This window comes from Chitinophaga sp. G7 BAM 1005 (genome assembly GCF_057126945.1).
Genome location: NZ_CP181478.1, coordinates 6,950,947 through 6,966,618 on the forward strand (window position 1 = coordinate 6,950,947; position 15,672 = coordinate 6,966,618).

Here is a 15,672-nt window from a genome sequence, read left to right on the forward strand (position 1 = left end):
GTACGCTTATTCTTCGTAGTAAATATATTAGCATGAAAAAACTGCTTTGCATAAGCTTTATATTGTTAACCTATTGGGCATCTGCACAAGAGAAAAATATTCGTATTGCCACCCGCAACATCAGCCTCCTATATGGCATTAACCACGAAGGCCGGTTAATACAACAATACTTCGGGCAACAATTACAGCCAACCGCCGCCGACACCCTGGCACAGGGAAAACAGGAAGCCTATGTAACCGCAGGAATGGAAAGCCTGCTGGACCCGGCTATCCGCATCGTTCACAACGACGGAAACCCTTCGCTGGAGCTAAAGTACAATACCCATGCTTCGGTAAAAACAAACGACGATATTACTGCTACTTCCATTACACTAAAAGATCCCGTATACCCGGTAACCGTTATCCTCCATTTTGAAGCATATTACAAAGAAGATATTATCAAAGCATGGACAGAAGTAAAGCATAACGAGAAAAAGCCGGTACAACTAACCACATACGCCTCTTCTATGCTTCACCTGAAAGCAGATAAATACTGGCTAACGCAATTCCACGGCGATTGGGCAAAAGAAGCCGGTATGCAGGAACAATATCTTACCACCGGGATGAAGATCCTCGACAGTAAACTGGGAGTAAGAGCCAACATGCTGCAGTCCCCCCTGTTCCTGCTGTCATTGAATCATCCTGCAGAAGAAGAGAACGGTGAAGTGCTGGCCGGAACATTGGCCTGGACAGGAAATTTCAAATTTGGTTTTGAATTAGATGAACATAATACCCTGCACGTTAATTCCGGGATCAATCCTTACGCGAGCGACTATACGCTAAAACCCAATGAAGTTTTTACCACGCCGGCATTCATCTTCACCCTGTCGGCCAAAGGAACAGGACAGGCCAGCCGGAACTTTCACCACTGGGCGCTCAACTACGGTATCCTCGATGGACATACCCCACGCTTAACCCTGCTCAACAACTGGGAGGCAACCGGGATGGACTTCAACGAACAACGGCTGACCAGTCTTTTCGGCGGTGCTAAAAAACTGGGCGTAGATCTGTTCTTGCTCGACGACGGCTGGTTTGCCAATAAATTTCCCCGTAATGCCGACAACGCAGGCCTGGGCGACTGGGAGCACAATACCACCAAGCTTCCGCACGGATTAGGATACCTCGTACAGGAAGCAGAAAAACAAAACATCAAATTCGGCATATGGCTGGAACCGGAAATGGTAAATCCACAAAGTGAATTGTATACCAAACATCCGGATTGGGTACTTCGCCTGCCAAACCGCGCGGAAAACTACTACCGCAACCAGATGGTGCTGGACCTTACCAACCCGGCTGTACAGGATTTCGTGTATGATGTGGTAGACAAAACCATGTCCGAAAACCCAGGCATCGCCTATATCAAATGGGATTGTAACCGGATGCTAACTAACACCTATTCTCCTCATCTGAAAGAAAAACAATCGCACCTTTTTATTGATTATACCCGCAGCTTATATAAAGTACTCGACAGGGTAAGAGCGAAATATCCTCACCTGCCGATCATGCTTTGCTCCGGTGGTGGCGGCCGCACAGATTATGGCGCCCTGAAATATTTTACGGAATTCTGGCCCAGCGACAACACCGACGGACTGGAAAGAATTTATATCCAATACGGATATTCACACTTCTTCCCGGCCAATACAATAGCAGCGCATGTTACCAACTGGGGAAACCAATCCCTGAAATTCCGCACCGATGTAGCCATGATGGGCAAACTGGGATACGATATCAAGGTGGATGATTTTACAGAGAAAGAATTACAGTTCAGTCGCGATGCCGTAACTACGTATAAGCGTATCAGTGATATAGTGTGGTATGGTAACCTCTACAGGCTTATTTCTCCCTATAAAGAAAACAGGGCCGTATTCCAGTATACCAGCAACGATCAGCAGAAAAGCATCGTTTTCAGCTACCAGATGAACATCGCCAAAAACGACATATTCGCAATGGTGAAACTACAGGGCCTGGATCCTCAAAAACGTTATCGCATCAACGAAATAAATCTCTTCCCCGGAATACGTTCTTCTTATCACTTTGATACGCTCTACAGTGGCGACTTCCTGATGAAAGAAGGTATTCAGCTGGTGCCCGGCAATGGCAGATCACTAAGCAGTAATATCCTCGAAATAACAGCCGAATAAGTACAGTATATTAAATGGGCTGTTTCCAACAATAATGGAAACAGCCCATTTTCTTTTGAGAAAAATGAATCGCAGCTGATTTATTATCTTCAGTACTTCAAACTACAGGGATATGCTTCCTTTCGCCAATATGCCTTACGGTGATGCACCCCGATACTGCTTTCCGCTAACGGAGATCTGTATGTACGCCCTACTGCTTATTTGTGGCTGGCATGCCCTTAAAAAGGGTACAGCGAACATTGCGTGGTTGCTGGGGGCGTTATGTTTCGGATTACTGTTGGAATATGTGAACGTTGCCACCAGCAGCGGTTATGTATATGGGCAGTTCTGGCTTATGTTGGGTAAGGCGCCTCATAATATTCCGTTTTGTATTGGCTCTGGCTGGGCAGTTATTATTTATTCGTCGCGTTTATTTACAGACAATTTTGGACTGCCGGTATGGGCCGCTGCGGCGTTGGACAGCCTGCTGGCTTTGAACATTGATGGAAGTATGGATGTAGTGGCGTATCGCCTGCATATGTGGCACTGGGATTGGGTGGGCAGGGGTTACCCTTCAGAAACACTTACGGGGCAGTGGTTTGGCGTGCCATATGCTAATTTTTATGGCTGGCTGCTGGTAGTCTTTTTTTATTCGCTCTTTGGCCGGTTGCTGGAAAAAGTGGCAGTTAACCGGATATGGAAAGCAGTGTTGCCTTTACTTTCCATTATCCTTTCACAGGCAGCCCTGTGGATATCCTTGTTCCCATTGGCCGATTTACTGAAACAGGCATTTGGCGTCAGCAGCATGCATCGGCTCGTTGTATTAATAATACTACTGGCGCTAATGGTAGCAACCGGCTTTGCCAGGAGAAATAAAATCAGCGATCATTATTTTCCGCTGGCAGCGTGGATTGTGCCATTATGGTTCCACGTGTATTTCCTGGTTTGGTTATTCCTGGGTGGGTTATTCCTGGAAAATAGATGGATGACAGCTTTCTCCCTGTTAAATGCAACAATCGGTATACTGATCCACTTGCCAATGCTGGTAAAAAAACGGCCCGTAACTATTTTAACGAAAACATGTTAATATTAATACCTTGTTTTACAGCTTAAATAACTATTACTGGTGACAACACTGATCGGTTATCTAACAGGTGCTGAATGGCATATTTATATCAAAATAGGCAGTATTGTCTTACTGATCCTTATTTTTATTGGTTTGATTGCCACTATTCTGCTTGAAAACCGCAACCCGGTAAAAGCTATTGGTTATATCCTGGTGCTGATATTTATTCCGGTGGTTGGTTTGATTGTTTACTACTACCTGGGACGTGATTTGCGCAAAAGAAGACGGTTTACCCTGAAAGGCAGTAAAGATGAGGTGTTATTTTCCAGGTACTGGGAGTCCCAGAAACCGCTGATAGAACAAATGCAGGTAGAACTGCGGCGACTGGCAGGAAATAAACAGGAGATTTCTGCCATGCTGCTCAATACCAGGCAGTCTATCCTCAGTAAAAATAACCGTGTACAACTACTGATTAACGGGGAAGAAAAATTCCCGGCGGTTTTCAGTGCCCTGCGTGCAGCGAAACACCATATTCATATCGAATACTACATGATTTCAGCAGATGATGTAGGCAATGAAGTAACAAACATCCTGATCGAAAAATTAAACCAGGGTGTACAGGTGCGCTTCCTATACGATGATATGGGCAGCGACCGGATCGGGGATATTCCAGAACGATTAAAAGCACATGGCGCCAGCGTATACCCTTTTTCCCCCGTACTGGTAGATTTTTATCTGAATGCCAATTATAGGAATCACCGTAAAATTATTGTGGTAGATGGCACGGTTGGTTTTGTTGGTGGCATCAATCTCGATGAACGATACATCAACAATGGCAAGCATCCTGTTTTCTGGCGGGACACCCATCTGAAAATTGAAGGCGATGCGGTGAACATCCTGCAGCTGCAGTTTCTGATGAGCTACCGTTATTGCAGCAAAGAAGTATTCCCTTTTGCAGAACCGTTCTTTCGCCGGTCTGATCTGACGGGTACCTGTTTTGTGGATATTGTTGCAAGCGGTCCCGATTCAGAATGGCCGGTGGCTATGCAAAGTATTCTCATGGCTATAAACATTGCCAAGAGAAGGATCAGGATTACTAACCCTTATTTTATTCCTACAGAAGAGCTGCTCACAGCCTTGCAAATGGCGGCGCTGGCCGGTAAAGACGTACAGCTGATACTTCCGCTGAAAGGTGATTCCTATATTGTACAACATGCGGCACTCTCCTACCTGAAACCATTATTGGCGGCTGGGGTAAGGATATTTTTCTATACCCACGGTTTTATCCATGCAAAAACGATGGTGATAGACGATAATCTTGCCTGGGTAAGCTCCGTTAATTTCGACAACCGTAGCTTTTACCTGAATTGTGAAATAGGCGCTTTGATCTATGACAATGAGGTGGCTACCCGCTTGAATAAAGTGTTTGAAGACGACCTTTTATATTCCGTTCCTGTACAGGAAACCCGCTGGAACAGGCGCAATCTTGTAAAAAAGTTTATGGACGCTGTGTGTCGTCTTCTTACTCCGCTGTTATAAGCCCTAATCTTTGTCTTCTTCCTGGTCGAGGAACTCACCATTGTCTTCTTCCAGATCTTCGTGCCTGTCGCCTCCTATGCTGTAAATATTGTTTTCCTCATCTTCCTCCCCAATGGCTTCTGCTTCATCGTCCAGTTCTGCACCTGGAATATCAAGGTCATCTCCTACTTTATCCTGGCGCCAGGTTTCTTCCTGTTCATCATTTTCCCTGGACTTCTTTTTATCCGGCGGTAATTCACTGTTTCTGCGGAAAGAGCCGGTTACCTCGTTGATATCCAGGTCTACTTCTTTATCCCGGTTCTTTTTGTTCATGATATCTTCGCTGGCAGGATATTCCGGGTATCCCGGAAATTGATCTTCCTCTTTTTTGGGCAGTTGCTGGTCTTCTTTGTTGATTTTATTTTTCTTGTTGCTCATAATCAAACCTTTTATTGAATAGAAAAGCAGAAAATGCCTTGCCACATAAAGCAGCAGGCATTATATCATGAAGATAACAAAGCAGGGGAATGTTTGTTTACAGGATTGATCAGCGTTTTTTTCCTACCAGGTTTAACTGCAGTGATAAGCCGGCAGAGTACAGCTTCACCTGTCCCAATCCTACCCCATGCAGGGGAATTTTTGCATACGGTTGTACCCCAACAATTAACCTTCTTCCCGCGGGATGCTGGTAAAGGGCGCCTACATTCAGGATGGCGAGATAGTGCTGGTTTTCATTTTCCACCGTTCTTTCCTTTTCAGGAGAGTACTTGTAGATATACTGATATTTTTCTTTCAGCATAATATAGTTGGAAATACCCAGTGTGGCACTCACCGTATTATTTTTTACCTGTAAGAAGGTATAATTTATATTCACCGGTATATCAAGCACATCACAATTTGCATTCACTTTCACAAGATCATACGGATTGGTGTAGTTGGGATTTTTATAATCGCTGCTCGTAGCGCCGTATAACTTTTTACTGTATACCACTCCACTTGTAACAAACCAATGCCTGTTAAAATAATAGTGCGCCAGTACGCCGGCATTAAAACCGATATTTCCATAATTAAACGAAGGTGCAACATTCAGATCTGGTCCAAATGTTACACCGACATAAAGTCCTTTTGAATTAATCTTTCGTCGTACAACTTTTTTGTCCTGATCCGGCTGTATCTCATTGTTTACCGGTATTTCACCGGGCATTCCTATTTTCGTATATACGTTAAAGTTATTAGCGTTCTTTGTTTTCAGCAAATCGAAGACGGCGTGTTTTACGGGAGGGAGTATGCCTTCGTTATTATCCGTTTCTTTTCCTGATTCAGCAGGAATATCTGGTATCGTTCTTTTTTCCGGTATATATTGATCTATTGTTTTATTTGCCTTCGGCAGATAGGTACCTGCTGTCGAAGAGGTTTGCTGGCGGCCGGTGTTTACGGCTGTCGCATTTGTTTTTGGCAGATGAATTCCTGATGAGCTTACCGTTTGCTGTTGGGAGGAATTTCCTGTTGCGGTATTCGTATCAGGCAGCTGTTTTCTTGAGGATACGTTATTTCCCTGCTGTGTTTTAGTTTTTGTAGAAGTTGTTATTTCCCGCAAATGAACCGCATTACTATCCGGAGCGGCGAGGCGCTGTCCGTCAGTTATAACGGCATGCTGTTCCTGCGGGGAAGCTAGAGTTGCACGTGAAACAGCTTTATCCGTAGCTGATGGTTGCATGATCCACCAGCCTAAGCCGCCCAGAACGGGCAATAATAACAGCCACCACCAGCCGGGCGGGCGTTTATTATTATCGCCTGCATCCAGCTTTGATTCCATTTTTTTCCAGGCATCCTGGTCAAAAGGAATATCAGCTTCATTCAGCTTGTTACGGATACTATTTTCAAATGCGTCATTCATTTTTGTATAAGGGCATATTTATGTCTATTCCATCAGTAGTACTCATGGATGCTTTAATAATTCTGTCTTTCAGTATTTTCTTTGCTTTGAATAAATTTGATTTGGAAGTTCCTTCTGAGATTCGCAACATACCTGCTATTTCCTGGTGCTGGAAACCTTCCATCACGTACAGGTTGAAAACAGTTCTGTAAGCCGGAGGCAAAGCCTGAACATGCTTTAGCAATTCATCATAGGATAGTTTATCAATTATTTTTTCATCTGTTCCTGGTTCTGGTACCTGGTTGATATCATCAGTAAAAACCAGTTTCTTTTTACCTCTTAAAAAATCGATGGAGGTATTTACCATAATTTTTGCCAGCCATGTTTTAAATTGCCGGGAGGTATCGAATGTTTCAATGTGTTGGAATATTTTAAGGAATCCGTCATTCATGATTTCAACTGCCTCATCTCTGTTTTGTGCATATCGCAAACAAATGCTGAGTCCATATCCGAAAAAATTCCGGTATAACGCTTCCTGACTGCTGCGTTCTTTTCTGCAGCAACCGGCAATCAGTTCATTAATATTATTCAGCTCGTGCACAAAAATATTCTTGCCTGCTTATTTTGGTATTAGGTGCGTTATTATTTTCTTATCGGGAAATGATTGTTTAAATAAAACTCCAAACTGAAGATAGATACGGTTGGAAATAGAAAAAGGTTGCTTTCGCTACAAAAATAAACTTTTCCTCAAAAAACGCATTTTCAGCCTCTTTTATCCCCTCTTGCCCTTTTTTAACACTTATATCCGCCTCAATAGAGATGATTAAAATTTACCCCGTTTCTGAAGGTCGATTTTCGGTCATTTTTGCCATTTTTTTTTGTTTGTGCCCGTTAAAAATAAAAAGCGAGCAAATTGTAAAAACAACTTTGCCCGCTTTTATAAAACCTTTTTATTTTCTATCGTCCCATATAAACCATCAGGATTTGTACATCACTTGGATTAACTCCACTTATACGACTTGCCTGACCTAAAGTATGAGGACGGATTTTATTAAATTTCTGTCTTGCTTCATTTGACAACGAAACCAGTTTAGCATAATCGAAATTGGAAGGTATTACGAGATCTTCCAATTGACTCATTTTCTGAACCAGTTCATTTTCTTTTTCAATGTATACATCATACTTAATCTGGATTTCTGCCTGTTCCAGGATATCCTTACTAAATCCTGAGAGTGCCTGTCCTATTTTTTCCACATGGTCTTTCATGGCAAAAATGTCGAGTCCCGGGCGTAACAAAATCTGATGTGCTTTCTGTTTCTGCATTAACGGAGCGGAGGATTTCTCTGCCAGTAGTCCGCCGATTTCATCTGGTTCTATTGATAATTCTTTCAGGATACGTTTTATCTGTTCAACGCCTTGTCTTTTTTCCTGCACTTTCTGCATTCTTTCTTCAGATGCCAATCCCATTTTATAGCTCCTTTCTGTTAAGCGGAGATCAGCATTGTCCTGGCGTAACAGAGTTCTGAATTCTGCCCTGGAGGTAAACATGCGGTATGGCTCTTCGGTACCTTTATTGATCAAATCATCAATCAGCACTCCAATATATGCTTCACTCCTTTTCAATATGAAAGGCGCCTCTTCCCGGGCCTTCAGGTGTGCATTTATCCCCGCCATAATACCCTGGCATGCAGCTTCCTCGTATCCGGTAGTGCCGTTAATCTGGCCTGCAAAGAAGAGGTTTTGAACCTGCTTTGTTTCCAGGGAAAACTGGAGCTGTGTTGGCGGAAAGAAATCGTATTCAATGGCATATCCGGGGCGGAACATCCGGCAGTTTTCAAATCCTGGTACCAGGCGAAGTGCTTTCATTTGCACATCTTCCGGCAAAGAGGTAGAGAACCCGTTTACATATATTTCCACGGTGTCCCAACCTTCCGGTTCTACAAATAACTGGTGGCGTTCTCTTTCCGCGAAGCGGTTAATTTTATCTTCAATGCTTGGGCAGTACCGGGGGCCTGTTCCCTGAATACGTCCCTGGAACATGGGCGATCTGTCGAAACCTGTACGCAGCATTTCATGCACAGCATCACTGGTATAAGTGATCCAGCAACTCCTTTGTTGCGCCGGTTTAATTTTTTCGACATCCAGGTAAGAGAATCCTACAATTTCTTCATCCCCTTTCTGTTCCTCCATTTTGGAATAATCGAGGCTCCTTCCATCAATACGCGGAGGTGTGCCTGTTTTCAAACGGTCGCTTTCAAAACCCAGGGAAACGAGTTGTTCAGTAATCCCGGTAGCAGCCTTCTCTGCTACCCTGCCGCCGCCAAATTGTTTATCCCCGATATGAATTACACCGTTGAGGAATGTTCCGTTGGTGAGTACCACCGCCTTCGCCTGAATTTCATGCCCTAATCCGGTGATAACACCGTGGCATCTTCCATCCTTCACTAAAAGACCTTTTACCATATCCTGGTAGAAGTCCACATTCGGTGTTTTTTCCAGTGCTTCCCTCCATTTTGCAGCGAAAAGCATGCGGTCATTCTGTGTACGGGGGCTCCACATTGCAGGACCTTTTGAACGGTTGAGCATACGGAACTGGATCATAGATTGATCCGTTACTATTCCGGAATATCCTCCGAGGGCATCGATCTCTCTTACAATTTGTCCTTTGGCAATGCCACCCATAGCCGGGTTACAGCTCATTTGAGCTATGGTTTGCATATTCATGGTTACCAATAAAACTTTGGACCCCATATTGGCAGCAGCGGCAGCGGCCTCACAACCAGCATGTCCTGCGCCTACAACAATGATATCGTATGATGGAAACATAATAACTTTAGAAAGTGCAAAATTACGTAGAAGAAAGGAGAATGTGGTTGCCAATGTGGAATGTTCCACGTGGAACATCGGTAAGAAAGATTTAAGTGTCTCGGCTTTTGCAACGGTCGCATATACTGCTCTCCGGAGAGTGAATGTTCCACGTGGAACATTTATTATAAATGCCAGTATGACTTCCTCATCTGATACCCCGTCCTGATCCAAATGGATTCCCGAAATTTCAGGATATCATGCTCATATGAACCAGGCTTCTTCTAAAAACTCATACTTAACGCCAAGAAATATTGTGGTAAATTTGATTCCTTCCTTCCATAAATTTATTCCCTCCCCTAACTTTCCTACAAGTCGTTTTCCTGAAGTAGTTTCTTTCATGGAAATAAATTGATAATAATCACTATTCTGACGTCTGTTCTTTTCTGTTATGAAGAGACCCAAACTCCCTGAATAGAAATTGCTCCCGGCTTACAACAGATGGCACCTCTTTGGAGATTTTCACTTCCTCTAACAGTAAGACCGAAAAATCCTTCAGTTTCTCTATGTCTCTGCATTATAAATACCTGGTGGCATCCGGAAACTGCACCCTAAGCCTATTTTTTCTCCTCATAAAAATACGCTCTATAAAAGCCACAAGTCATAAATATGCTCTTGTGGCTACGGCCAACAAAATTGCCATCATTTATTAAAAGATGCTAAGTCAGAAACAAGAGTTTAATCCGGTTGATTTGAAAACCTACCAGGAAAAGTATAAAACAGCCAAAATTGCATATTTGGAAAGAAAACTGCAGCAATTAAAGGAGGCGCATAATTAAGTTATATAGGAGACAGAGTGTATTGGGAGTGTATGAGAAGTGTATCATGAGTGTATCATGAGTGTATGAGGAATGTATGGGGAGTGTATGGGAACTATATAAGGACCGTATAGAAACTATATAGGGAATACGACGCATACACGAGTCCTAAGTACCGGATAAGTATGCGAGATGTATGCGAGATGTAACAATACTATTACCCCGGATATACTATTACCCAGGAGTGTTAAGATAACTGTGTAAAGGCCAAAGATAATATGTAGAGGCTGCTGTAGCAGCTTACAGTAGTCTCTAATTAAAATCTTACCTTTAAACTAATCAGTTATCTTATAGACAAGCTACAGCAGGCCATTGAAGAAGAACTGGCCAACCGTTTAAAAAGCGGCAAAATTAAATCCAGTAAAGATCTCTCCGATCTTTTCCATGAAATGTACCGCCTGGGCATCCAGGAGATGCTTAAAGCCGAAATGGACGAACATCTTGGTTATGAAAAACATGCTCCTGAAGGAGTCGAGCACGTCAACAGCCGAAATGGTTACGGCAAGAAAAAAGTCAAGTCCAATCTGGGTGAAATTCCCTTAGAAGTTCCAAGAGACAGAGATGGCAGCTTTGAACCTCAGTTAGTACCGAAGCGAAGTCGGGTAATGGCTGAAATAGAAGATAATGTCTTGAGTTTATATACTCATGGCATGACAGTTCGTGATATTGAAAGTCACGTTCGGCAGCTATATGGAGTAGAAATGAGTGAGGCAACTATCTCTCACATCACAGACCGGGTAATCGATCATATTGAGCAATGGAAGAACAGAAGGCTGGAACGGGTGTATATGATTGTCTGGATGGACGCAATAATATTCAAGGTACGTCAGGATGGCAAGGTGATAGATAAGGCCGTTCAGATAGCTATAGGCCTTAACAACAGTGGTTATAAAGAGGTGCTGGGGATGTGGATTTGCCAGAATGAAAGTGCTGCTTTCTGGATGAATGTATTGACTAATCTGAAGGCCCGTGGAGTTGAAGATATTTTGATCACCAGTACTGATAATCTAAAGGGTTTTGTGGAAGCGATTAAATCTGTGTACCCTCAGACAAAAACTCAAATCTGCATAGTTCATCAATTAAGAAACTCATTAAAATTTGTTGTTTGGAAAGACAAGAGGGACGCTGCCATTGCTTTACGCCAGATATACAGTGCTCCCGATGCTGATATAGCATTGACAGAATTACAGCATTTTGAAGACCAATGGGGCTCTAAGTATCCCTACATAGTCAAATCCTGGCGCAGCAACTGGGACCATCTCTCGACCTTTTTTGACTTCCCTTTACAGATCCGTAAGATCATTTATACGACTAATCTGATCGAAAACGTGAATCGGGGAATCCGAAAATACACCAAGGCCAGGAGCATTTTGCCTGGGGACCAAGCCGTCGAAAAAGTGGTCTATCTCAGCCTGATGCAAGCTCAAAAAAAATGGACCATGCCTCAAAGAGACTGGCCCATTATGTTAATACAGTTTATAAATATTTTTGGTCAAGACCGATGCAACTTACAGCTATGAACAGGATATACAGTTTACACAGTTATCTTAACACTCCCTATTACCCCGGATATAAATTCAGCCCTGTTATCACCCCCGTCTCTTAAATCAACTATCCCTAAAAAAGAAATGTTCCACGTGGAACATCCTCAGGCTATCTTACTACCAAAATACTTTACCAGGTACTCATCTTCCTTACTTCTCATCAGAACGGCATCCTTTTTACTTTTGTCCTTGAAGCCACATAGATGTAACGCGCCGTGAAAGATAACCCTATGCAGCTCCTGTGATACTGGCACCTTAAATTTATCTGCATTTTCTAACACCCTATCCACGCTAATATATATCTCACCTTCCGTAACAGCCGGATCCTCCCCCATCTCAAAAGTCACTATATCCGTGTACGTATCGTGTTGCAAAAACTGCTTATTAATATCCAGCAGGTAAGCATCCGAACAGAAAACATAAAGTAAACTCCGTAAACCCTGTCCTTCCGCAGAAAAAAGATCGCTTAAAAACAATTTCAATCTCCTCTTTTCCTTTAAATAATCCTTCACCTCATGCAATGTAAACTGAATAGCCATCTATAATCAAAAAATTTTATGTGGATGTAAAAGTAAAGTGAAATTTTGGATTGGATGACCTTTCTTTTTGCATATTGCCCATACAGAGGTAACTTTGCTTATCATTCATAAGTATGCACCCCCATTGTACTGGTACAAAGTTTAAACAGATTAACAAGCAGGAAATGAAAAAAGGCATTATAAAATTATCGTCCCTCTCAACAGGAAAAAGTGCGGTAATTATAGAATTTGCGAAAGACGATCTTCATATTAAACTGATGGAAATGGGCTGCGTACCAGGTGAAACAGTAAAAATTGAAAAAATTGCTCCCTTAGGAGATCCAATTTCAATTATGGTGGCTGGTTATAACTTGTCGCTTAGAAAAACAGAAGCAGATCATATTTGGGTAGAGGAAATTTAGTTTTCCTCTATTTTTTATCCCAAAAAAACCAAGAAAATTTTATAAAAAAAGAGCGTTTTTTCCAAAAAACACACTTTTAGCCCCACTTTTCCACACATTTTCGGAATTCTCCTATCCTTCAAAAGAAATTTTGACAGGATCACCTCACTTATCAACCAATTCTCCAAAGCCATCCTTTTTCATACTTCCAGGAGCATTCGTCCACTGATTTTACCACTGATTTATTAATAAATTTTCTCTTTTCCTCTCCTTTCCCCTATTTCCTGTCGCCAAATCTTCCTATAAAATCTTCTTCCAACATCCACTTTACAACAAATTCCGCTTTAGATATCAAAAAAATGAACGTATTCTTAATGCGTTTCTATAAATTTTTCCGGCGTTCCCCTACAGAATCTAAGAAAATGTAAATCTCAGCGCATTGACAAGGCGCTTACAACTTAACACACGTCTACATTTATCCGGCATAATGAAAAATGTTCGATTCTCAGCGCATACCCAATGAGGTGAGCATCCATCCATCCAGGAAAAAGCTGAGTATCTCTATAAAAAACAAAAAAATTCAATTGTCAGGCCCCTCATCAACCGCTGAGATGTGCTCCAAAAATGTGATCCCAGGATAAATCCACAAACCTTTCTGAATATTAAATTCTCACGCCCTTACCTAAACGCTGACAATCGTCTGAAATATTTCCCCTGTACTCATAAAAGATAAAAAGATAAATATTCAATTCTCAGCACACTAACAGTGACGTTAGGTTGCACCATAATCCGGAGAAGCAGGAACCATTGCGCAACGAAGTTAAATATCCAATTCTCAGCGCATTGACAACACGCTGAGAATTGAATGAAATCCGGCGCGTCGGGGATAGCCCAATCAACACCTTATTCTCAGCAAACTACAAGTCCACTGAGAATTGAATGAAAACTAAAATTCCGGGGGAACCCCAGTAAAAAAGAAAATAATCAATCCTCATAGCCTTCTTTAAAAATCATTTGGTTGACCTGTTGGAAAGCATGCGCTTGCCTCAAAAAAGATCAGAAGAGATCTACAAACAACCAGAAAACCAAGCCGACAAAAGGGAGAAAAAGCCATTCCCAAATTATTTGTGAAAAAATAAAGGGCTCGAGAATGTGACGAAAATGGAAAGCACGGGGAAACCCCATCGTCACAAAAAATATTGAATTGTCAACGTCCTTAAAAAATAACTACTGAGACTTCCCTGGAAGAAAATTCCACACGCTATTGCGTGATAAAAAAGAAATATCGCATTCTCACGCCAATATCAGCGCGCTGAGAATTAAATATTCATTCAAATCCTTCGTTTACCCAATGCCGATTATTTTTTTTCAATTCTCAGGGCACTAAAAAACAATTTCAAGGGGTTTTTAACATCAAAAAATATCAGGCCGTGCTGGCTTTTACGAAGAATGATACAGCTATGCTGCGGATATGAGTTTCTCACGGCCTTCGTAACGCGCTGAGAATTAACCGGTTCGTACCTAAACACGAAGGCCGTGAGAATATTAAATTCTCACGGCCTTCTGTAAACAATTAACTTCCTATATGTAAAAAGTGAAATCTAAATAACAGTGTAAATCAACATGTTATATTAAAGCCCAGCCTGTGCACTAATTTCCAACATGCGTTCAATTGGCTTTTTAGCGGCTATTCTCAGGCTTTCTTCCATTGTAATTTCCGGCTGTTCGTACTCCATGCACAAATACAATTTTTCAAGCGTATTCAATTTCATGTGTGGACAGTCGTTGCAAGCGCACGCATTATTGGGTGGAGCGGGAATAAATGTTTTACCGGGATTCTCTTTCTGCATCTGGTGCAGTATGCCGGTTTCAGTAACAACGATATATTCCTGCGCATCATCCTTTTGGCTAAACTTCAGTAAACCGGTAGTGGATCCGATGTAGTCCGCAATGGCCAGAACTGCAGGTTCACATTCCGGGTGGGCGATCACTTTGGCTTTGGGATGGCGAATCTTCAGTTTCGTGATCTTCTCCAGGGAGAAAATCTCATGTACCATGCAGGCGCCATTCCATAAAACCATGTCTCTACCCGTTTTTTTGATCAGATAGGCCCCTAAATTCCTGTCGGGGGCAAATATGATCGGCTGGTTGCGGGGAACGCTTTCGATGATTTTCTCGGCATTGGAGCTCGTGCAAATGATATCGCTGAGCGCTTTGATACCTGCAGAGCAGTTGATATACGAAATCACGATATGGTCCGGATAACGGTCCCGGAACTTCTTAAACAGCTCCGGAGGGGCACTATCGGCCAGGGAACAACCCGCCTTCAGGTCGGGTAACAGCACTTTCTTCCGGGGACTGAGAATTTTTGCGGTTTCAGCCATAAAATGTACGCCTGCAAAAACAATCATGTCAGCATCAGTTTTGGCGGCCTGCTGACTGAGGCCCAAACTGTCTCCGATGTAATCTGCGATATCCTGAATATCGGGTTCCTGGTAATAGTGTGCCAGGACGATAGCGTTTTTCTTCTTTTTCAAATTTTCTATCGCTTCAAACAAATCCAGGGAGGGATCGACTGATATATCCAAAAATCCGTTGCGTTGCAAATTTTTTTTCGCGTCAGCGATTTCCATAATCATAGCTATATACTTCTTTAAATATTTAAAAGAAAAGCCCACTACTATTAGGGCTGTGAATATGTGGAAATTTAATTTCCGGCTCACGTACAAATGTAGTTGTTATTCCTTTTTATTACGCTTTCCACACGAAATTAACATGCCATTTCCGCGCCAATACTGGCTTTTCCTACTTTCATCCACATACGTGGATATCCTCTCTGGTGAAAATCTTTTTCGTCAACCGTGTATTAGGAAAATGTTAAAAGAAGGCATTTGCTACCCACATTTC

At 42.4% G+C, this 15,672-nt stretch carries 11 protein-coding genes; 5 read left to right on the top strand and 6 right to left on the bottom strand.

The window, feature by feature from the left end; translation table 11 throughout:
• Positions 1-32 precede the first annotated feature (32 nt).
• The 3 genes from ACMXI2_RS28095 (at position 33) to cls (ending at position 4,764) form a co-directional block, all read left to right on the top strand.
• Positions 33-2,180: an alpha-galactosidase gene (locus ACMXI2_RS28095; protein WP_483779202.1), complete on the top strand. Its 2,148-nt coding sequence runs from the start codon at positions 33-35 to the stop codon at positions 2,178-2,180.
• Between the two features lie 181 nt (positions 2,181-2,361).
• Entirely contained in the window at positions 2,362-3,246 is an 885-nt protein-coding gene (locus tag ACMXI2_RS28100) for a carotenoid biosynthesis protein (RefSeq protein ID WP_483779203.1), read from the top strand.
• Positions 3,247-3,285: 39 nt separating this feature from the next.
• Complete coding sequence (cls, locus tag ACMXI2_RS28105; protein ID WP_483779204.1) at positions 3,286-4,764, top strand: cardiolipin synthase; 1,479 nt, start codon at positions 3,286-3,288, stop codon at positions 4,762-4,764.
• A gap of 3 nt (positions 4,765-4,767) precedes the next feature.
• Here cls and ACMXI2_RS28110 read toward each other — a convergent pair whose 3' ends face one another.
• The 4 genes from ACMXI2_RS28110 to mnmG form a co-directional block, all read right to left on the bottom strand.
• A complete protein-coding gene (locus tag ACMXI2_RS28110) occupies positions 4,768-5,181 on the bottom strand; it encodes a hypothetical protein (RefSeq protein ID WP_483779205.1) in 414 nt (137 codons plus the stop codon).
• A 109-nt stretch (positions 5,182-5,290) separates the two neighbouring features.
• The gene (locus tag ACMXI2_RS28115; RefSeq protein ID WP_483779206.1) at positions 5,291-6,640 is read right to left on the bottom strand and encodes an outer membrane beta-barrel protein; all 1,350 of its coding nucleotides are present in this window, start codon (positions 6,638-6,640) and stop codon (positions 5,291-5,293) included.
• Positions 6,633-7,220: an RNA polymerase sigma factor gene (locus ACMXI2_RS28120; RefSeq protein WP_483779207.1), complete on the bottom strand. Its 588-nt coding sequence runs from the start codon at positions 7,218-7,220 to the stop codon at positions 6,633-6,635. Before ACMXI2_RS28120 ends, ACMXI2_RS28115 begins: the two co-directional genes overlap by 8 nt.
• A gap of 356 nt (positions 7,221-7,576) precedes the next feature.
• Positions 7,577-9,445 carry a tRNA uridine-5-carboxymethylaminomethyl(34) synthesis enzyme MnmG gene (mnmG, locus tag ACMXI2_RS28125; RefSeq protein ID WP_483779208.1) on the bottom strand — a complete coding sequence of 623 codons (1,869 nt, stop codon included), beginning with the start codon at positions 9,443-9,445 and terminating at the stop codon, positions 7,577-7,579.
• A 1,168-nt stretch (positions 9,446-10,613) separates the two neighbouring features.
• On the opposite strand from mnmG, the gene ACMXI2_RS28130 reads away from it, so the two are divergent.
• Positions 10,614-11,822: an IS256 family transposase gene (locus ACMXI2_RS28130; RefSeq protein ID WP_483782419.1), complete on the top strand. Its 1,209-nt coding sequence runs from the start codon at positions 10,614-10,616 to the stop codon at positions 11,820-11,822.
• 128 nt (positions 11,823-11,950) lie between these two features.
• On the opposite strand, the gene ybeY is transcribed toward ACMXI2_RS28130, so the two are convergent.
• A complete protein-coding gene (gene ybeY, locus ACMXI2_RS28135; RefSeq protein WP_483779209.1) occupies positions 11,951-12,385 on the bottom strand; it encodes an rRNA maturation RNase YbeY in 435 nt (144 codons plus the stop codon).
• Positions 12,386-12,549: 164 nt separating this feature from the next.
• Between ybeY and ACMXI2_RS28140 the strand changes: the two genes are divergently transcribed.
• Entirely contained in the window at positions 12,550-12,786 is a 237-nt protein-coding gene (locus ACMXI2_RS28140; protein ID WP_079471780.1) for a FeoA family protein, read from the top strand.
• Positions 12,787-14,396: 1,610 nt separating this feature from the next.
• Here the strand turns inward: ACMXI2_RS28140 and nadA are convergent.
• On the bottom strand, positions 14,397-15,398 hold the full coding sequence (gene nadA / locus ACMXI2_RS28145; protein ID WP_483779210.1) for a quinolinate synthase NadA: 1,002 nt from the start codon (positions 15,396-15,398) through the stop codon (positions 14,397-14,399).
• Between the last annotated feature and the right edge of the window lie 274 nt (positions 15,399-15,672).

What these genes read in the sequence shown, in the direction of transcription:
- ACMXI2_RS28095 (WP_483779202.1), top strand. Translation starts at nt 33, where the DNA reads ATGAAAAAACTGCTTTGCATAAGCTTTATATTGTTAACCTATTGGGCA.
- ACMXI2_RS28100 (WP_483779203.1), top strand. Translation starts at nt 2,362, where the DNA reads ATGTACGCCCTACTGCTTATTTGTGGCTGGCATGCCCTTAAAAAGGGT.
- ACMXI2_RS28110 (WP_483779205.1), bottom strand. Translation starts at nt 5,181, where the DNA reads ATGAGCAACAAGAAAAATAAAATCAACAAAGAAGACCAGCAACTGCCC.
- ACMXI2_RS28115 (WP_483779206.1), bottom strand. Translation starts at nt 6,640, where the DNA reads ATGAATGACGCATTTGAAAATAGTATCCGTAACAAGCTGAATGAAGCT.
- mnmG (WP_483779208.1), bottom strand. Translation starts at nt 9,445, where the DNA reads ATGTTTCCATCATACGATATCATTGTTGTAGGCGCAGGACATGCTGGT.
- ybeY (WP_483779209.1), bottom strand. Translation starts at nt 12,385, where the DNA reads ATGGCTATTCAGTTTACATTGCATGAGGTGAAGGATTATTTAAAGGAA.
- ACMXI2_RS28140 (WP_079471780.1), top strand. Translation starts at nt 12,550, where the DNA reads ATGAAAAAAGGCATTATAAAATTATCGTCCCTCTCAACAGGAAAAAGT.
- nadA (WP_483779210.1), bottom strand. Translation starts at nt 15,398, where the DNA reads ATGGAAATCGCTGACGCGAAAAAAAATTTGCAACGCAACGGATTTTTG.